Source organism: Flavobacterium marginilacus (genome assembly GCF_026870155.1).
GTDB lineage: Bacteria > Bacteroidota > Bacteroidia > Flavobacteriales > Flavobacteriaceae > Flavobacterium > Flavobacterium marginilacus.
Window position 1 is genome coordinate 75785 of the sequence record NZ_CP113975.1, and the last position, 19554, is coordinate 95338.

A 19554-nucleotide genomic window follows, 5' to 3' on the forward strand; every position below is an offset into this window, starting at 1 on the left:
TGACCAAATCCGTTCAACACAGATTTCATTGTTCGTGCTACGCACGCAACGAAACTCTAGCTGTTAGCTGTTGTAGTTTTTGTTACCCCTCTATTTCTTCTCTAATTTCCTCTTCAGTTTCGGCTATAATTTCTTCAGCTTTCAATTGGAATTTTTGCCATTCAAGTTCTTTTTGCTTGTCTTTTGAGATTTCTTCTTCAATTGCTAAACTTTCTCTATACTGTAATGCATCTGCTGTCATTGTCCATTTTGCATTTATTTCCATTTTTTCAACTTCATCTTTAATATCTGAAAGTGTAACTTTAAAAAATTCTTTTCGTGGATTTACTTTATTCATTTGTAGGCGCATAAATTTTTTGTGCAATTCTCTTTCTAATTTTGGTGCGTCATTGCTAAAAATCATTGAGTGAACATCAAACTCAAATGGAACACTTGCATCTCCTAATTCTTTAATTCTATCTAAAGGTTCTAATCGTCTAGTCATACCAATTTTAAACACATTTTCTCCGAACGAGCCAATGTTTGAAATAACATAAACATTCCCTGATTTAGTTTGTTGTGCCATTGAAATTGCTCTTTGATTTTTATCTTCGGCAATTTTTAATTTTTCTTCTAATTCTCTTAATTTTTCTTCAAATTTAAATTTCTGCTCATTATTAGCTTGTGAAACTTCTTTTTGTGCTTTATCGATTAATTTCTTTAGAGTTTCTTCTTCTTTTTGAGCTTCACGAATTGCTTTTTCAAATTCTCTTCTAGCTTTCTCCTCTTCACGAATTTGTTCTTTAATTCTTCTTTGTTCTTCTTGTTCTTGCCATTTCAATTCTTGCGTAATTACTGCCCACTTCAATTCGTCAATTCTGGAATTTAGATATTCTTCTGTAATAATTGCATTTCTAAATGCTTTACCATTATTATTTACAACTTGATATGCATCTTTTATTTTTTGTTCTAAAGTTCCATAATTGTCTTTTTTTACTTTTGATAAAACACTATCTACTTTTCCATTAAATGCATCTAAAATAAAATTTATTGCTATCTCTTTTCTGTTTGCTTCAACATAATCACATTTTGCGGATGTCCCATTGTTAATCATCAAATTAGTTTTTTCTCTAGAAAATTTAAGTTTTTGTCCCGCATCTGTATGACCAAATTCTTCTGCTAAATCATCAAGTAAACTAAAAGTTGGTACTAAATATTTATTTCCATAGCCTTCAATTATATTTTTCATCGCTTTAGCAGTTTTTTCAAGTTCTTTTGAGTTCTGCATTGCTTTATAAGCATCGCCTGCAATTTCTGTTGCTTTTATTTCAGCTTTTTCAATTATTGATTTAGCTTCTGTTGTTGCGTTATTTAAAAGATTAATAGCATTTTGTTTAAAATTTGTAGCATCAATATTAGCTTTTGATTTCACTGCTTTTGATTCTAAAATAGCATTTTCTAATTCTGTTTTTGCGTTTTCTAATAGTTCTGTAGCTTCTAGATTTGCTTTGAATAGAATGTCTTTTGCTTTTTGTTCGGTATCAACAATGCCTTGATACTTTTTTAAAGAATTATTATTGTCTTCTAAAAATTCAATTTTCTGATTAAGATTTTCTCTCTCTTGTTCAAGATTTTTTATTTTAGAGTTTAAACTATTTATGATATTTTGTAAATCATTAATAGTTTTTTTTAATTTCTTTTTGTTAGAGATTAATGCGAAGATTAAAATTATAACAGCAATAAAGAGAATAAATGTCATAAATATTTTTGTTTTAAAGTGTTGTTTTTCTACGATTCTGCTGTACTATAACAGCTAACTACTTCATATGCGCTACAAAGCGTAGTTTATTCTTCAAATATAATGATTTGTCTCACATTTCGTCCGCTTTATTTTATTGTAAATTCCCGCAGGATTTCGTGCTGCACTTACAGTTTAAGGATGATTGCCTCTTTCTCGGCAAACTGCTTTTTAGTGCTGTTGCGTATCATTTTTTATGTCCGCAAATAACACCATGTGTTTTTCTTGCCACTGATTACAAAGATTCTCACAGATTTCTTTACTATTTTTTTTAATCTGTAACTAACTCAATCTGTTTGATATTAGTTTAAGGATAGTCATATTATTTTTTATGTGTTTGATGGTGCAAAAGTGGTAGCTCGTAGTAATAGCATTAGTATGTCCTACATATTTTATTAGTACGAGCTAGATCATTTATTGGTTCGAGCTACTAATAATATTGGCTTGTACTAGTAATAGTATTAGTACGACCTAGATGGTTTATTGGTTCGAGCTACTAATAGTATTGGCTTGTACTAGTAATAGTATTAGTACGACCTAGATGGTTTATTGGTTCGACACAGTAATAGTATTGGTTCGAGCTACTAATACTATTAATACGACCTAGAGGGTTTATTGGTTCGACACAGTAATAGCATTGGCTTGTCCTACTAATACTATTGGTACGTCCTGCATATTTTTGCTGTTAATGCGTAAAAAACTGCAAAAAAAATTGCCCTTTATGAATCTAAAAGGATGATTTTGTAAATAGAAATCCGGTTATAGCAGATGGGTACTGCTGGTGCTGTCGCACTATTGCCAGTACTGCTGGCAAAGCGTTTTTTGAACTGGTCTGCAATGCTGTCTGCGCCAGGAACTCCAGCCATAAGCCGTTCGACTCACCCTGAAAGAAGGCTGGTCTAGATGGCTTATGGACATGACGCGTGAGGGATAGGAATAAGCTGCCAGCGCAGCATGAATAGCCCGACAGCATAAAGGAAAAGGGCCTAATCACAATAATGATGATTAAGCCCCTTTTCTTTATGACGGCACGCCCTGATAAACTATTTATCTGTTTTCGTAAACGTTGTTGTTTTGTTTAACATCGGCCATTAAACCGCTTGGGTCAATGGTGATTTTCTTGATCGCACTTTTGGGTCTTGAAATGCTAAACTCATATGCTGGAAATGCCCAAGCCCAGTCGCTGAGAATAGTTCTGGTGATAGCGGGTGTGGGATTTGGTTTTTCGAAACTCATCATGCGCAATGGTATGTAGAACGTTTCTCTGCTGCCATCTGTATATTCTACCAGAAGATCTATAGGCATTGGCATACGGCCGATTCTCTCAAGGGTTACTGACGTTTTATCTGCATTTTCCTTAACGTCTTTGATTCCGTAATCAATAGTGTTTAAAGTTTCCGTCCAATCCACCAGATACCAGTCAAGGTTTGCTCCCGAAACGCGCTCGGCTGTTCTCTTTATATCATTTGGCGACGGATGCTTGAATTTGAAATCCTGGTAATATTTTTTTACCGTTTTGTCCAGATTGTCCCGTCCGATTACATAAATGAGCTGTGACAGGAAAATGCTTCCTTTTACATAAGAAGAAATACTATATGGACGGTTTTCGTCATAACGGTCTCCATGAGTAGTCTGTGGCTGCTCCTTGCCGGATTCAACCAGTTTATAATAAGCCCCATAATTCCCTCTGAATGGGTTTTCTTCTTTTTTATCTTTTAGCTCATTCAGCGCCAAATCTTCTATATACGTAGTAAATCCCTCGTCCATCCAAGGGTGCTTGGACTCATTGGAAGCTAAAATATGCTGAAACCAGGAGTGTCCGAGTTCGTGAGCAGCCGTACCTAGAATTCCGTCGGGAGTTCCGTTGCCCAGCATAAGGGTACACATAGCATACTCCATACCGCCATCACCTCCCTGAATAAAGGAGTACTGCTTGTAAGGATAACTGCCTACCTCTTTGTTATAATAATCCATCACTTTTACCAATAATGGCTCTACTTTTCGCCAGTTCTCGACTACTGAGGGCGTGTTTTTGAAAAGGAAATGCAAATCGACATTATTTGGCCCTTTTACAACATCGTGCTGGTAATTCTTATCGGCTGCCCAAGTAAAATCATGTACCATTGGAGCCACAAAATGCCAGGTCAGCGTTTTTGCTTTTTTAGGATAAACCACATTCACTCCTGCATCCTGATAACCATGACCTATTTCGTTCGGGTTTTGCAGATAACCGGAACCGCCTAATGTATACTCCTTATCAATGGTAATATTTACATCAAAATTTCCCCATACACCATGAAATTCTCTGGCAATATAAGGATCGGCATGCCAGCCTTCAAAATCGAATTCGGCAATTTTCGGGTACCACTGCGCCATTGACAATTCGATGCCTTCGGAATTATTTCGTCCCGAACGGCGGATCTGCACTGGCACCTGACCATCAAAATCAAGAGTAAAAGTTGTTTTTGAATTGGGTAAAATTGGTTTCGCCAAAGTCACTTCAAGAATAGTGCTTACTTCCTTAATAGTTGCTGCAATGCCGTCCTGTTTAAAATTGGAAATTTTCAAATACCCAATTTCATTTGGTTTCAGGTTTTTGATTCGGCTTTCTTTTATTTCCTTATCATCCACTTTAATTTTGGAGACCATTCGGGAATCTGGATCTTTGATTGTCTGAATTCTGATATCCATTTCACTTCCCGGCTGGAAAGCATTATTATACAAATGGTAATACACTTTCTTTAAGGTATCCGAAGAATTATTGGTGTAAACCAGTTCTTGTTTTCCTTTGTACTGATAACTTTTGACATCCATAGTGACATCCATTTTGTAATCAGCATGCTGTTGCCAATAACCTTGTTTCTGAGCGGACAGATTACTTACACTCACAGAAAGCAGGATGAATAAAAAGAGTTTGCGCATGGTATTTAAAATGAAAAAATGGAAGAACCAAAAGCCCTTCCATTGAATTAATAGTAATTAAGAATTATTTTTTTGACATTTTTTCTGCCATCAAAAGTGCGTTATAGGCATTGACCATTTTGGCCGATTTTGATGTTCGATCAGACTTAACATTTACATCTTGCTTTTCACCCACAACAACATCAGCCGGCAGCGGTGTACCGGAATCCATCAAGATTTGTTTTACTTGTTTGGCAGATAATTTTGGATAATATGAACGAATTAAGGCAGCAACTCCGGCAGCATTTGGCGAAGCCATTGAAGTCCCCTGCAAATATTTGTATTTATTGTTTGGAATCGTAGCGTAGATTTCGTCACCTGGCGCAAAAACATCTACATTAAAAGTTCCGTAATTTGAAAACGGTGCAATTACACTATCTCCATATTGATTGTTCAAAGCACCTACAGTAAGCACATTGGATGCAAACTCTTTTGTATTGTCTGCAGAATCATTAGGGAAATTTGCATTTTCCGGCAGATCGATATTATTTCCGTCATTTCCGGCAGCATGAACAAAAAGTACGTCTTTCTTTTCGGCATATTTTATAGCATCAAAAACCCATTGCTTGTGAGGGGAATAACTTTTTCCGAAACTTCCGTTAATTACTTTGGCTCCGTTATCGACAGCATAACGAATAGCCAAAGCAATATCTTTGTCATACTCATCTCCATCTGGAACTGCTCTTACGGCCATAATTTCAACGTTATCAGCAACTCCGTCACCGCCAATGCCATTGCCTCTTACCTGTGCAATAATTCCGGCAACGTGAGTTCCGTGAAGTGCCTCTTCTTTGTCTGGTCCATAAACAATATTATTCCCGTATTTGGTATTTTTAATATCCTCAACATTGTCTCCTACTGCTTTTCGGCCATCAAAGTCTTTGTTAAGATTATATTTCAGCTGTCCGTCAACATAATCGCTGTACTCTTTAATTTCATCCCTGAAAGCAGGTCCCGCATTAGTTAAAATACGAGTCATAACCGCTTTAGATTTAGTCAGATCAGGATCTGTAGTAACAATTCCGTTTAAATCTTCTATAGTATAATTTTCTTTACCTAAATGTTTTTGAACCGCATTATCAGCACCCACGAGAAAATCAACCTGCTTTTTGTCTTTCAAAGCTTTGCCACATTTTTCATCATAAGCTGCCAAAGCGCTTTTGTATGTTGCTGATCCGTCATCACCTTTTTTTACGATTCGGGTCATTTCAAGAGTCTCATGCACTGCATCTCCCAAAAAGTTCCAGCCATGAATATCATCAATAAAACCGTTTTTATCATCATCTTTTCCGTTTCCGGCGATTTCTTTTTTATTAGTCCAAACAACTGATTTCAAATCTTCATGATCAATATCTACTCCAGAATCTACAATTCCAACAATTACTTTAACCCCTTTTTTGCCTTTTAATAATTCGGCATAAGCTTTGTCAACACTCATTCCAGGGACACTGTCTTTGGCTAAATCCAGATGTGACCATCGCTGCAGTTCGGATTCGGTTAGTTTTCCTTTTTTACCAACATAAGGTGAAGCTGTTTGTGCATTTGCAGAAAGGCATACAGACAAAGCTGCCAATAATGTTAATGAAGTTAAGTTTATTCTTTTCATCTGTACGTAATTTTTCGGTTTTAGTAATGAACTCCAAAAATAGTAGAAGTAAATTAAAAATTACGCAATCATTAACGGTTTTTTATGAAAAAATGCGTTTGAAAGCAGATTTTGTTATAAAAATATTAAAGAGAAATTATTACTAAAAAAACTAGAGCCTGTTTAAATTTTATTTTTGAGATTTATTATTAGAGGATTTTTGAGTGAAACAAGGCAAATTTTTATAAAATAGCAGAGCTATTGTATGAAAATTTAACGAAGTTGTAACCAAAAATCATCATAAGAGAGCCAATAAATAAAACTTAAACAGGCTCTGTACTTATTTTTGGAATAGTATCCTTGAGAAATAACGGCCTTATTATCTCAAAAGAATTAATAAATATTCTGAAAAAATTGCTACAAAACTTCCTCACATGTAAAAACACCTGCCAGCCTTACCCCCTTTTCGGTATGCTCAACAGTAATAATTTCGTTATGCGCATCGTGTTCCAAAAACAGATAGTAATTATTATCAGTGGCGGCATTCAGGAATTTTGACTTCTCAGGCATTGTTAACAAAGGTCTTGTATCATATCCCATTACATAAGGTAAAGGCAAATGTCCTGCTGTAGGAATCAAGTCTGCACAAAAAACTATGGTTTTGTCCTGATATTGTATATGCGGAATCATCATTTTCTCGGTATGCCCATCAACATAAAAAATTCCAAATCCCAATTCGTCTGAAACTGCAAAATCACTTTCGGATTTCAGAATAAAATTGAGCTGTCCGCTTTCCTTCATCGGTAAAATATTTTCAGCTAAAAACGATGCTTTTTCTCTGGCATTTGGCTTTGTTGCCCATTCCCAATGATTTTCATTAGTCCAGAATTTAGCATTTTTAAAAGCGGGTTCATAACCCGTTTTGTCTTTGTTCCATTGGATACTGCCACCACAATGGTCAAAATGCAGATGCGTCATAAAAATATCGGTAATATCGTCGCGGTGAAAACCATATTTAGCCAATGATTTGTCCATAGAATGCGTTCCCCAAAGCGAGTAATATCCAAAAAATTTCTCTGACTGTTTATTCCCCATTCCCGTATCAATCAAAATCAATCGATTTCCGTCTTCAATCAGCAGACAGCGTGCTGCAATATCAATCAGATTATTTTCGTCGGCAGGATTGGTTTTGTTCCAGATAGTTTTTGGCACAACGCCAAACATTGCGCCTCCATCAAGTTTAAAATTACCGGTTTCTATGGGATAAAGTTTCATCAATATATTTTAAAGTTAAAAAACAATGCAATTTACCAAAATCTTATGGCTTAAATCCTCCTCATATAACAAATTTCTATCTGGATATTAGTTATATAAATGTTATCAGTTATGAAAAAAAGCATTTTATATAGTATCTTTGCAGTTAATTTAGACGAAATAAAGATTAGGATTTAGAGAAGCTTACAGAAATTGTGCTGACTACAGAACTCACAATAAGTTATTTAATTCTAAAAAAATTTAAAAAAAAACTAAGATGATACAAGTTTCTGATACTGCCAAAAAGAAAATCATCGATTTGATGAAAGATGATGGTTATGATGCTGCTATAGACTACGTAAGAGTAGGTGTAAAAAGCGGTGGTTGCTCTGGTTTGTCATATGATTTGAAATTTGACAAAAACAAAGGCGAAGATGATAAAATATTTGAAGACAACGAAATAAAAATTGCAGTCGAAAAAAAATCGTTCCTTTATTTAGCAGGAACAATTTTAGAATTTTCTGGAGGATTAAATGGCAAAGGATTTGTCTTTAATAATCCAAATGCTAATAGGACCTGCGGTTGTGGGGAATCTTTCTCACTTTAGTCAAATGTCGAAAGTCATAAAGTCGAAAGACCATATAATGACTTTCTAACTTTAGACTTTCAAACTTTAAGACTTAAAAATGAATAAATACACCGAAGACGATTTAAAAATCGAATTAGAGACCAAAGAATATGAGTACGGATTTTATACTGAATTAGAATCTGAAACTTTTCCTATTGGTTTAAACGAAGATATTGTTCGAGCGATCTCCCAAAAGAAAGACGAGCCGCAATGGATGACCGACTGGCGCATAGAAGCTTTTCGCGCCTGGCAGGAAATGATTGAGCCGGAATGGGCAAATGTTAATTATATAAAACCCGATTTTCAGGCAATTTCCTATTATTCAGCTCCTAAAAAAGCGGATCCAAACAAGACTCTTGACGATGTAGATCCAGAACTTTTGGAAATGTACAAAAAGTTAGGAATCTCAATCGATGAGCAAAAAAAGATGAACAACATCGCTATGGATATTGTGGTTGACTCCGTTTCGGTTGCAACTACATTCAAAGCGACATTGGCCGAGAAAGGAATAATCTTCATGAGTATTTCTGAAGCGATCAAAGAACATCCAGAATTAGTCCGTAAACATCTCGGTACTGTTGTTCCTCAAAAAGACAACTTTTATGCGGCCTTGAATTCGGCTGTTTTCTCAGACGGATCTTTCTGTTATATTCCAAAAGGCGTTCGCTGTCCAATGGAACTCTCTACTTATTTTAGAATCAATCAAGCAGGAACCGGACAATTCGAAAGAACTTTATTAGTTGCTGACGAAGGAAGTTATGTCTCTTACTTAGAAGGATGTACTGCTCCAACCCGTGATGAAAACCAATTGCATGCTGCAGTTGTAGAATTAATCGCTTTGGAAGGTGCTGAAATAAAATATTCTACCGTACAAAACTGGTATCCAGGAAATAAAGAAGGTAAAGGAGGAGTTTTCAATTTTGTAACCAAAAGAGGATTGTGTGAGAATAATGCAAAAATCTCCTGGACACAAGTAGAAACAGGATCTGCAATTACTTGGAAATATCCATCTGTTGTTTTAAAAGGAGATAACTCAATTGGAGAATTTTATTCGATTGCTGTTACCAATAATTTCCAGCAGGCAGATACCGGAACCAAAATGATTCACTTGGGTAAAAACAGTAAATCTACTATTATCTCTAAAGGAATTTCAGCAGGAAAATCTCAAAACAGTTATAGAGGTTTAGTGCAAATTAGTGCAAGAGCAGAAAACGCCAGAAACTTTTCACAATGTGACTCTTTATTAATGGGTAACAATTGTGGTGCACATACTTTTCCTTACATCGAAAGTAAAAATCCATCGGCCAAAATAGAACACGAAGCAACAACAAGTAAAATTGGTGAAGATCAGGTTTTCTATTGCAACCAACGCGGAATCCCAACTGAAAAAGCAATTGCACTTATCGTAAATGGTTTCAGTAAAGATGTGTTGAACAAATTGCCAATGGAGTTTGCTGTGGAAGCACAAAAATTATTGGAAATTTCATTGGAAGGTTCTGTTGGATAATCAAAACTAAAAGATATGGACATAATTTTAAAAAACGTAAAGAAAAAGGATTTTCCAGTGTTGAAATCATTGGCAAAATCACTTGGTTTTGAAATTGTTGAAAAAAAAGAAAAACCATATAATCCTGAATTTGTAAAAGAAATTTTGGAAGCAGAACAAAGCATAAAAGATGGAAAAGGAATTCGAATGACAATGGAAGAATTGAAAGAATTATGCAAATAGATTTTTCTGATAAAGCAAAAAAAGATTTAGAGTTTTGGATAAAATCAGGTAACAAAAGAATAATTAATAAAATATATTCTTTGATTGAAGATATTCAACTTCATCCATTTGAAGGATTAGGAAAACCAGAGCAATTAAAGCACCAATTGACAGGAAGATGGTCAAGAAGAATAAATCAGGAACATAGAATAATTTATAGAGTTACTGAAGAAGAAACAATTGAAATTTTAAATATCCTGTCTTTAAAAGGACATTACGAATAAAACAAAGATATGTTATCAATAAAAAATTTACACGCCTCAATAGGTGACAAAGAAATCTTAAAGGGAATTAACCTTGAAATAAAAGCGGGAGAAGTACACGCTATTATGGGACCTAATGGTGCTGGAAAAAGTACTTTATCAGCAGTAATTGCCGGAAACGAAAATTACGAAGTAACCGATGGAGAAGTAATTTTGGACGGAGAAGATCTTGCCGAATTAGCTCCGGAAGAAAGAGCACACAAAGGAGTTTTCCTTTCGTTCCAATATCCTGTAGAAATCCCAGGTGTTTCGGTAACCAATTTTATGAGATCGGCAATCAACGAAACCCGTAAAGCTAAAGGTCAGGAAGAAATGCCAGCAAATGAAATGCTGAAATTGATTCGTGAGAAATCAGAATTATTGGAAATCGACAGAAAATTTCTTTCCCGTTCCTTAAACGAAGGATTTTCTGGAGGAGAAAAAAAACGTAACGAGATTTTCCAAATGGCAATGCTGGAACCCAAATTAGCTATCCTTGACGAAACCGATTCTGGATTGGATATTGATGCACTTCGTATCGTTGCCAATGGTGTAAACAAATTGAAAAGCGAGAAAAACGCAGTAGTTGTAATTACGCACTACCAAAGATTATTGGATTATATCGTTCCAGATTTTGTTCACGTTCTTTACAACGGAAAAATCGTGAAATCTGGTGATGCGTCGCTTGCACACGAATTAGAAGACAAAGGATACGACTGGATCAAACAAGAACAAGAGGCATAAGAGTTGTCTGTTGTTGGTTGTCAGTTATTGGTAACCAACAAACAACCAACTATCAACCATCAACTAAATTATGGATTTAAAAGAAAAATTACTATCGTCTTTTATGGCTTTTGAAGAACGTGTTGATGTTCACTCTGAACTTCATGATGTTCGAACTATCGCCATAAAAAACTTCGAAAATAAAGGTTTCCCAACCAAAAAGGAAGAAAGCTGGAAATACACTTCGCTAAGCGCCATCCTAAAAAATGACTTCAGCGTTTTCCCAAAAACAGAAAGCAGCATTCAATACAGCGACGTAAAAAAATATTTTTTACACGAAATAGACACCTACAAAGTAGTGTTTATTGATGGTGTTTTTAGTTCGCATTTATCTTCAACAACCCACGACGGAATTGACGTTTGTCTAATGTCATCGGCATTGAACAAACCCAAATACAAAATGGTGATTGATACCTATTTCAATAAAATCGCCAGTAAAGACGAAAGTTTGACTTCCTTGAATACGGCTTTCGCCAATGAAGGAGCTTATATCAATATCCCAAAAAGCAAAGTTGCCGACAAACCTATCGAGATAATGTATTTCTCTACAGGAAACGAAACTGCTCTTTTGGTACAGCCTAGAAACTTGGTTATTGTTGGCGAAAACTCACACGTACAAATCATTGAGCGTCACCAAAGTTTGAACAACAATCCGGTTTTGACCAATTCGGTTACCGAGATTTTTGCTCAAAAAAGAGCCATTGTCGATTATTACAAAATCCAAAATGATAATCTGGAAGCTAATTTAATTGACAATACATATGTTTCTCAAAAACAGGAAAGTCACGTTTCGGTACACACTTTCTCTTTTGGAGGAAACCTAACCAGAAACAATCTGAATTTCTATCATTTTGGAGAAAGACTGACAAGCACTTTAAACGGAATCACAATTATTGGAGATAAACAGCACGTTGATCATTACACCTTGGTAAACCATGCTTCGCCAAATTGCGAAAGCTTTCAGGATTACAAAGGAATTTTCACCGACCGTTCCACTGGAGTTTTCAACGGTAAAGTATATGTTGAAAAAGAAGCTCAAAAAACAAATGCATTCCAAAAAAGCAACAACATCCTTTTGAGCGACAAAGCTACTATCAACGCTAAACCGCAATTAGAAATTTTTGCTGATGATGTAAAATGTTCTCACGGCTGTACTGTTGGACAATTGGACGAAACTGCTATGTTCTATATGCAACAACGCGGAATTCCAAAGAAAGAAGCCAAAGCATTATTGATGTATGCTTTCTCAAACTCAGTAATTGAAAACATCAAAATACCGGAATTAAAACAACGAATCACCAAAATTATCGCTAATAAATTGGGCGTAAAAATTGGATTTGATTTGTAACAATTTATAATGTGCCTAATCCTGCTGTTCATTACAAGCTTTTTGGCACTGTTGCATTTTTCTAAAAACAAAAAAGGAGCTTCCGCTGGTCGCTCTTTTTTGTTTAGAAAAATTGCACCATTACTGCAAAAGGCTTTCCATTTCCATCAGGGGCAAAACACACATCGATTAAAAAAATGAGTATCTTTGAATATTAAATTCAATCGACGATGGCAACTATCATAACCGACATAAATGATTTAGACCTAAGTAAATCATACACTTACGCCGATTATCTTACTTGGAATTTTCAAGAAAGACTGGAAATTCTGAAAGGTAAAATTTTCAAGATGAGTCCTGCACCAAGCAGAAAACATCAGGAAATTTCAGCAAAAATTTTCCGAAAATTTGACCGTTATTTCGAAAACAAATTATGTAATATTTATTATGCTCCCTTTGATGTCCGTTTAAAAAATTTCAAAAAAAGCACTTCCGACAAAGAAATTACAACTGTTGTCCAGCCTGACATTTGTGTGATTTGCGATAAAGAAAAATTAGACGACAGAGGATGTATTGGAGCTCCTGATTTAATTATTGAAATTCTTTCGCCTGGAAATTCAAAAAAAGAAATGGACATCAAATTTGACTTATACGAAGAAAATGAAGTCAAAGAATATTGGATAGTAGAGCCTTTTCAAAAATCAATATTAATCTACACCCTTAAAAACGATAAATACATTGGACTAAAACCTATCGCCGAGGAAGGATTAGTTCACAGTCCTCTATTTCCTGAACTGACTTTCAATGTGGAAGAAATTTTTAGGGATTAAGTATTAAAGATTAAAATGCATTTTGATTTTCAAATAATATTATTTTGCAAACAAAAACAAACCCTTTTATAGTTTTAAACTTTAAAAGGGTTTTTATTTTCGCCTATCAAATATTGCAAATATGAAAGAAAAGAATCCTAATAAAATCATTCCTAATCCAATAAACAAAACGAATTTTCCAAAATAAGGAATAATTCTGATCAGCAAAGTACCTGAAATTAATGTGATTAAAATACCAACTATAGAGATAACAAACGATTTTAAAATTTTATCCATACTTACTTTTTTAAACTCCCCACAATCCCCTTTAACAATTCATTAAAATCAAACTTGGCATCACCCGTCAACCCCAATCTCACAATTACCAAATTGCGTGACGGAATAATAAATACCTTTTGTCCGTTAAAACCATTACAAGAATACATATCCCTTGGAGCATCTGGATAAAATCCATCGGCGTTGAGCCAAAAGTGCGCTCCGTATTTACCATTTGAAGTGTTTGTAGGAGTCGAAACATACTTTGCCCAACTGGCATCAAATAGCTGTTCGCCGTTCCAATTGCCTTTGTGCAAATAAAGCAAACCCAACTTAGACCAATCTCGCGTCGTCGCCCACGCATAGGACGAACCCACATAATTACCGGTCATATCGGTTTCAATCACCATCGAATGCATTCCGATTTTATCAATCAATGCTGAGTACCAAAAATCCAGATATTCCTGATGCGTTTTGAACTGCTTCCGCAAAATACCCGACAGCAGATTCGTAGTTCCCGAAGAATAATTCCAATGCGTGTTGGGTTTAAAAACGGCCGGTTTCAACAATTGTGAGCGAGACATATCTTCATCGTCAAAAAGCATTTCTGTAGCATCACAAATTCTGTCATAATGCTCCTCCCATTCCAAACCTGAATTCATGTGGAGTAAATCATTGGTTGTAATGTTCTTTCTATTGTCATTTTGCCATTCAGGAATTGGAGCCGGTTTGTAAATATCAAACCGACCCTGTTTTTGAAGTATTCCAAAAAGTGTTCCCGTAATACTCTTTGTCATGGACCAGCCCAAAAGAATACTGTTTTTAGTCAAGCCTTCTGCATATTTCTCGGCAATTATTCTGTCTTTATAAATAACTAGAACGGAACGAGTTCTTTTAGCATCTTCTCCCTCGGCATCAAAGGCATTAGCGACAGCCTGATTCAATTTGGCATAATCCACATTGGCAAAAATCTTGTCTTTGGGTTCTGCATCTCCATACGGAAAAGGAAAATTGTTTTTAGATTTCGCTCTTTTTGGAATTTCGTATGGCTTGGTAATATCAAAATTATCATTGATTAATGTTGCACCCAAGCCATTTCTAAAAATTGCTTTTCGCTTTTTAAATCCAAAAACGGTAGCCGTTGCAAATTTTCCTGATTCATTTATTTCATTGGAAGCCCAACGGATAACGTCAAAATCATTATCACTTTTCTCGATGTTTTCCAATGACCGATTGGCTATGAAATGACAGCTTGCAACGCTTTTGGCCGAAAATCCTGAAATTAATTCCAATCTTCGGTAAGTTGTAATGCCAAAATAAATCAAAAACAAAAGAACCAAAGAGACGATTATTTTCAAATATTTTTTCATAACTGGAGATATTTATCCTAATTTAATAAAAAAAGGAACACAAAAATAAAGACTGATACATTCTGTTCGATTTTTCATCAATAACAATATTTTCTTCCAAAGCGATTTCACAATTATTCCTTATTGTTCCTAGAAAACTAAATCAATTGTGTTACTTTTGTATTTAGAAAAAATCTAAATAAACGCATGTTAGATATTCAAAAAATAAGAGCCGACTTTCCTATTCTTTCTCAGAAAGTAAATGGAAAACCACTAGTATATTTCGATAACGGAGCCACTTCGCAAAAACCGCAGGTGGTTATCGATGCGATTGCAAAGTATTATCAGGAAATAAATGCCAACATTCATAGAGGCGTTCATACATTGAGCCAATTGGCAACAGATGCTTATGAAGTTTCACGCGGAAAAGTGAAAAATCATATTAATGCCAAATATACCCACGAAGTGCTTTTCACTTCGGGAACTACTTTTGGCATCAACTTGGTCGCTAATGGATTTGCTTCAATTCTAAAACCGGGTGATGAAGTGATTGTTTCTTCATTGGAACATCACAGCAATATTGTGCCTTGGCAGATGCTCTGTGAAAAAACCGGAGCAACGCTCAAAGTAATTCCGATGGATGAAAACGGCGAATTGATAATGGCCGAATACGATAAATTACTTTCGCCAAAAACTAAAATCGTTACCGTAAATCATATTTCAAATGCATTGGGAATTATCAATCCTATCAAATATATGATTGACAAAGCACATGAAGTTGGTTCAGCTGTTTTGATTGATGGAGCTCAGGCTGTTCCGCATTTAAAACCAGATGTTCAGGCTTTAGATTGTGATTTCTATGCTTTTTCGGGACATAAAATGTGCGGTCCAACGGGAACAGGAATTTTATACGGAAAAGAAGGTTGGCTGAATAAATTACCTCCTTACCAAGGCGGTGGTGAAATGATCAAAGAGGTGACTTTCGAAAAAACAACCTATGCCGATCTGCCTCATAAGTTCGAAGCAGGAACTCCTCATATTGCAGGCGGAATCGTTCTAGGAACTGCTATTGATTATATGAATGAAATTGGTTTTGAAAACATTCAGAAGCAGGAATTGGAATTGCTGGAATATGCCACAAAACGATTATCAGAAATTGACGGTATTAGAATTTATGGTACATCAGAAAACAAAACTTCGGTAATCTCGTTTAATATTGATGGTATTCATCCGTATGATATTGGAACGATAATTGACAAATTGGGTATCGCCGTAAGAACCGGCCACCATTGTGCCCAGCCCATTATGAATTTCTTTTGTATTCCAGGAACGATAAGAGCTTCGTTTTCTTTTTACAATACCAAAGAAGAAATCGACGCATTAGTCGAAGCTGTGAAAAAAGCGCAAATGATGCTGTCATAAATTTAGAAAATTATGAAATTTATAGCACTCTTGTTTTTGACGATAATCCTTGGTAACAACTGCCAGAGTCAAAAAAATGTAGATTTGGCTTCCGCCAAAGTCGAATACACGGCCAATTCAAGAGGTTTGTATAATAACATTGCTGTGGAAAACAAAACAGTTTCTGTGACGAAAACAAGAGACGGAAAACCAGTTTCAAATTCTCTGACAGAAACACAATGGAATACTTTGATAAATGAATTTCAAAAGGTGAATCTGGAAGAAATTCCGAATTTGAAAGCGCCCACACAGAAACGATTTCATGACGGCGCAGCAATGGCAAATTTAAAGGTGACATACAAAGGAAAAACATATGAAAGCCAGACTTTCGACAATGGTTTTCCTCCCGAAAAAATAAAGAACTTAGTAAATACAATACTATCCTTTTCAAAAAAAGAAGAATGACAATAAAAGAAATACAAAACGATATCATAGATGAATTTTCAATGTTTGATGACTGGATGCAGCGCTATGAATACATCATTGAATTGGGAAAGAATCTTCCGCTAATTAAGGAGGAATTAAAAACAGACGAAAATCTGATTAAAGGGTGTCAATCCAAAGTTTGGCTTCAAGGTGAGCAAAAAGAGGACAAAATTGTCTTTACTGCCGACAGCGATGCTATTTTGACCAAAGGAATAATCGCAATTTTGATTCGCGCTTTTTCAAATCAAAAAGCAATTGACATATTAAACGCCGATACCGATTTCATTGATGAAATAGGTTTGAAAGAACATCTTTCGCCAACACGCGCCAATGGATTGGTTTCGATGATAAAAAATATTAAAATGTATGCTTTGGCATTTGATGCTAAAAAATAAACTTTAAACCATTAAGATATTAAGAAAAATTAAGTTTACATTTTTATGAACTTAATATCTTAATGGTAAAATAATAAAAAAACTGCTGTTTAAATATCACCTCAAAGGTGAAAAACAAATACAAAAATGGAACAAGAAATTAACACCGAAGACTTAGGAGAATCAATCGTAAAAAAACTGAAAACCATTTACGATCCGGAGATTCCAGTAGATATTTACGAATTGGGATTGATATACGACGTTATGGTCAATACCGATTATGAAGTAAAAATATTAATGACGCTTACTTCCCCAAACTGTCCTGTAGCGGAGAGTCTGCCAAGAGAAGTTGAGGAAAAAATAAAATCAATCGAGCATATAAAAGATGCCGAAGTAGAAATCACTTTTGATCCGCCTTGGAGTAAAGATCTGATGAGCGAAGAAGCAAAATTAGAATTGGGAATGCTTTAAATTAGTCATAAAGTCAAAAGTCTTAAAGTCTAAAAATTTAACTTTACGACTTTTGACTTAAGACTTTCGAAATAATTATGGAAGAAATAATCAATAAAGTAGCCAATAGCGTACTGGAAGTTTTTGATCTTGAAGACTATTATCCTGCAGGAAACCGTGTGCAGATCGATATTTCACAATGGCTTATTGATGGTTTTTTGTTAAAGGAAAAAGACTTTAGAGAACAGCTTAATAATCAGGATTGGTCAAAATACCAAGACCAGTATGTTGCCGTTTCCTGTGGAACGGATGCGATTATTCCGCAATGGGCAATCATTTTAGTTACGATGCATCTGGCTCCTTATGCTAAAAAAATTGTGAATGGTTATACAGAAGATTTAGACTCGGCTTTGTACGATGAATTGCTTTCTAAAATTGATTATTCTGTTTATAAAGATAAACCTGTTATTATAAAGGGCTGTTCCAGAAAACCTGTTCCTATGAGAGCTTATGTTTTGGCAGCGCAATACCTGCAGCCCTACGCCAGAAGTATTATGTATGGAGAAGCCTGTTCGGCGGTGCCATTGTACAAATCGGCAAAAAAATAACATTTTTTGAAACTGCTTTAAACAAAATGAAAAGACCTTTTAACAATTTTTTGCTAAAAGGTCTTTTTGTTTATTCATCATTTTCTTTCTCTTCTTTCTCCACTGCATCTTTATAATCCGGATATAAAAATTTGTTGTATGGAAAGCGGGTAATGTGTATTTGCCGAACGGCTTCATATACACGTTCTCTAAAATCTTCAAAATTTTCTTTTTGTGTTGCCGAAATAAACAAAGCATTCTGCTCTCCTAAACGGTGCATCCAGGTTTGTTTCCACTCTTCCAATGTGAAGTGTCTTGGAGTTTTCTCTGTCATTAAATCATCTTCGTCAATTGTCAAATGTTTGTAGGCATCAATTTTATTGAAAACCATAATCGTTGGTTTATCATGTGCTTTGATATCCAGCAAAGTTTGATTTACCGACTCGATATGGTCTTCAAATTCGGGGTGTGAAATATCGACGATATGCAATAACAAATCGGCTTCGCGAACTTCGTCCAAGGTACTTTTGAAAGAATCAACCAATTGGGTTGGCAGTTTTCTTATGAACCCAACTGTATCAGAAAGCAGGAAAGGCAGGTTCTTAATCACTACTTTTCGAACAGTTGTATCCAATGTTGCAAAAAGTTTGTTTTCGACAAATACATCGCTTTTTCCAATAGCGTTCATCAAAGTCGATTTTCCAACGTTGGTATAACCTACTAAAGCAACACGCACCATTGCTCCGCGGTTGCTTCGCTGCACTCCCATCTGCTTATCAATGGTTTTAATTTTTTCTCTCAATAATGCTATACGGTCACGAACGATACGTCTGTCGGTCTCGATCTCGGTTTCACCAGGACCACGCATTCCGATACCTCCTTTTTGTCGTTCCAAGTGCGTCCACATACCGGAAAGTCTTGGCAGTAAATATTGGCATTGTGCCAATTCTACTTGAGTTCTAGCATAAGAGGTTTCGGCCCTTTGAGCAAAAATATCGAGGATTAAATTGGTTCTGTCTAATATTTTGCAATCTATAATTTTGGAAATATTCTTTTGCTGCGAAGGTGATAACTCATCGTCAAATATCAAAGTCGAAATATCATTCTCTTTTACAAAAAGACATATTTCCTCTAATTTTCCTGTCCCTACAAAAGTTTTAGGATTGGGACGCTCCATTTTTTGCGTAAAACGTTTGACTACTTCTCCTCCAGCGGTAAACGTCAAAAACTCCAATTCATCAAGATATTCGTTGAGTTTTTCTTCACTTTGATTTTGGGTTACAATACCAACTATGGCTGTTTTTTCGAAATTTATTGTTTCTTTTTCTAGCATGTCTTTAAATAAGACTGCAAATTTAATGATTTGACTGCTACAATCCTTTTATAGCTTTACAAAATAATAACTTGTGATGAAGGCTTCTCTTTTTTTGATATCATTGCAAAAATGCAAAATCTCTCTCTTCAGCCCCGATTGCAGTGGAAATCGTTATAAGCCGG

The 19554-nt window shown here is 35.4% G+C and carries 20 protein-coding genes; 12 read left to right on the plus strand and 8 right to left on the minus strand.

The window, feature by feature from the left end:
- Positions 1–82 precede the first annotated feature (82 nt).
- The 5 genes from OZP07_RS00325 to OZP07_RS00345 all read right to left on the minus strand — a co-directional run bounded on the left by OZP07_RS00325 (position 83) and on the right by OZP07_RS00345 (position 7598).
- A complete protein-coding gene (locus OZP07_RS00325) occupies positions 83–1738 on the minus strand; it encodes an SNIPE associated domain-containing protein (protein WP_281636866.1) in 1656 nt (551 codons plus the stop codon).
- A 758-nt stretch (positions 1739–2496) separates the two neighbouring features.
- Complete coding sequence (locus tag OZP07_RS00330) at positions 2497–2643, minus strand: hypothetical protein (protein ID WP_281636867.1); 147 nt, start codon at positions 2641–2643, stop codon at positions 2497–2499.
- Between the two features lie 181 nt (positions 2644–2824).
- On the minus strand, positions 2825–4699 hold the full coding sequence (locus OZP07_RS00335) for a M1 family metallopeptidase (RefSeq protein WP_281636868.1): 1875 nt from the start codon (positions 4697–4699) through the stop codon (positions 2825–2827).
- A 64-nt stretch (positions 4700–4763) separates the two neighbouring features.
- Positions 4764–6344, minus strand: a complete 1581-nt coding sequence (locus tag OZP07_RS00340; protein ID WP_281636869.1) for a S8 family peptidase — start codon at positions 6342–6344, stop codon at positions 4764–4766.
- A gap of 396 nt (positions 6345–6740) precedes the next feature.
- The gene (locus OZP07_RS00345) at positions 6741–7598 is read right to left on the minus strand and encodes an MBL fold metallo-hydrolase (RefSeq protein ID WP_281636870.1); all 858 of its coding nucleotides are present in this window, start codon (positions 7596–7598) and stop codon (positions 6741–6743) included.
- Between the two features lie 256 nt (positions 7599–7854).
- Here OZP07_RS00345 and OZP07_RS00350 point away from each other — a divergent pair, with 256 nt between their 5' ends.
- The 7 genes from OZP07_RS00350 (at position 7855) to OZP07_RS00380 (ending at position 13155) form a co-directional block, all read left to right on the plus strand.
- The gene (locus OZP07_RS00350) at positions 7855–8184 is read left to right on the plus strand and encodes a HesB/IscA family protein (protein WP_115813073.1); all 330 of its coding nucleotides are present in this window, start codon (positions 7855–7857) and stop codon (positions 8182–8184) included.
- A 79-nt stretch (positions 8185–8263) separates the two neighbouring features.
- Positions 8264–9712, plus strand: a complete 1449-nt coding sequence (sufB, locus tag OZP07_RS00355) for a Fe-S cluster assembly protein SufB (protein ID WP_194641426.1) — start codon at positions 8264–8266, stop codon at positions 9710–9712.
- 15 nt (positions 9713–9727) lie between these two features.
- Positions 9728–9934 carry a DUF2683 family protein gene (locus tag OZP07_RS00360; RefSeq protein WP_281636871.1) on the plus strand — a complete coding sequence of 69 codons (207 nt, stop codon included), beginning with the start codon at positions 9728–9730 and terminating at the stop codon, positions 9932–9934.
- Positions 9925–10197 carry a Txe/YoeB family addiction module toxin gene (locus OZP07_RS00365; RefSeq protein ID WP_281636872.1) on the plus strand — a complete coding sequence of 91 codons (273 nt, stop codon included), beginning with the start codon at positions 9925–9927 and terminating at the stop codon, positions 10195–10197. Before OZP07_RS00360 ends, OZP07_RS00365 begins: the two co-directional genes overlap by 10 nt.
- A 9-nt stretch (positions 10198–10206) precedes the next feature.
- A complete protein-coding gene (gene sufC, locus OZP07_RS00370; protein ID WP_194641428.1) occupies positions 10207–10959 on the plus strand; it encodes a Fe-S cluster assembly ATPase SufC in 753 nt (250 codons plus the stop codon).
- A 70-nt stretch (positions 10960–11029) separates the two neighbouring features.
- The gene (sufD, locus tag OZP07_RS00375; RefSeq protein ID WP_281636873.1) at positions 11030–12346 is read left to right on the plus strand and encodes a Fe-S cluster assembly protein SufD; all 1317 of its coding nucleotides are present in this window, start codon (positions 11030–11032) and stop codon (positions 12344–12346) included.
- 209 nt (positions 12347–12555) lie between these two features.
- The gene (locus OZP07_RS00380; RefSeq protein WP_281636874.1) at positions 12556–13155 is read left to right on the plus strand and encodes a Uma2 family endonuclease; all 600 of its coding nucleotides are present in this window, start codon (positions 12556–12558) and stop codon (positions 13153–13155) included.
- Positions 13156–13248: 93 nt separating this feature from the next.
- On the opposite strand, the gene OZP07_RS00385 is transcribed toward OZP07_RS00380, so the two are convergent.
- Together OZP07_RS00385 and OZP07_RS00390 are read right to left on the minus strand one after the other, a co-directional pair.
- Positions 13249–13431, minus strand: coding sequence for a hypothetical protein (locus tag OZP07_RS00385; protein WP_281636875.1), 183 nt, complete (start codon positions 13429–13431; stop codon positions 13249–13251).
- A gap of 2 nt (positions 13432–13433) precedes the next feature.
- Positions 13434–14780: a serine hydrolase domain-containing protein gene (locus OZP07_RS00390; RefSeq protein ID WP_281636876.1), complete on the minus strand. Its 1347-nt coding sequence runs from the start codon at positions 14778–14780 to the stop codon at positions 13434–13436.
- Positions 14781–14966: 186 nt separating this feature from the next.
- Between OZP07_RS00390 and OZP07_RS00395 the strand changes: the two genes are divergently transcribed.
- The 5 genes from OZP07_RS00395 to OZP07_RS00415 all read left to right on the plus strand — a co-directional run bounded on the left by OZP07_RS00395 (position 14967) and on the right by OZP07_RS00415 (position 18078).
- Positions 14967–16181, plus strand: coding sequence for an aminotransferase class V-fold PLP-dependent enzyme (locus OZP07_RS00395; protein ID WP_281636877.1), 1215 nt, complete (start codon positions 14967–14969; stop codon positions 16179–16181).
- Positions 16182–16193: 12 nt separating this feature from the next.
- Positions 16194–16625 carry a hypothetical protein gene (locus OZP07_RS00400; RefSeq protein WP_281636878.1) on the plus strand — a complete coding sequence of 144 codons (432 nt, stop codon included), beginning with the start codon at positions 16194–16196 and terminating at the stop codon, positions 16623–16625.
- Positions 16622–17041, plus strand: a complete 420-nt coding sequence (locus tag OZP07_RS00405; RefSeq protein ID WP_281636879.1) for a SufE family protein — start codon at positions 16622–16624, stop codon at positions 17039–17041. Before OZP07_RS00400 ends, OZP07_RS00405 begins: the two co-directional genes overlap by 4 nt.
- Before the next feature lie 126 nt (positions 17042–17167).
- The gene (locus OZP07_RS00410) at positions 17168–17491 is read left to right on the plus strand and encodes an SUF system Fe-S cluster assembly protein (RefSeq protein ID WP_281636880.1); all 324 of its coding nucleotides are present in this window, start codon (positions 17168–17170) and stop codon (positions 17489–17491) included.
- 77 nt (positions 17492–17568) lie between these two features.
- Positions 17569–18078, plus strand: coding sequence for a DUF2480 family protein (locus OZP07_RS00415; protein ID WP_194641440.1), 510 nt, complete (start codon positions 17569–17571; stop codon positions 18076–18078).
- Between the two features lie 70 nt (positions 18079–18148).
- Here the strand turns inward: OZP07_RS00415 and hflX are convergent, their stop codons facing one another.
- Positions 18149–19390 carry a GTPase HflX gene (gene hflX / locus OZP07_RS00420; RefSeq protein ID WP_194641441.1) on the minus strand — a complete coding sequence of 414 codons (1242 nt, stop codon included), beginning with the start codon at positions 19388–19390 and terminating at the stop codon, positions 18149–18151.
- Positions 19391–19554: the final 164 nt, after the last annotated feature.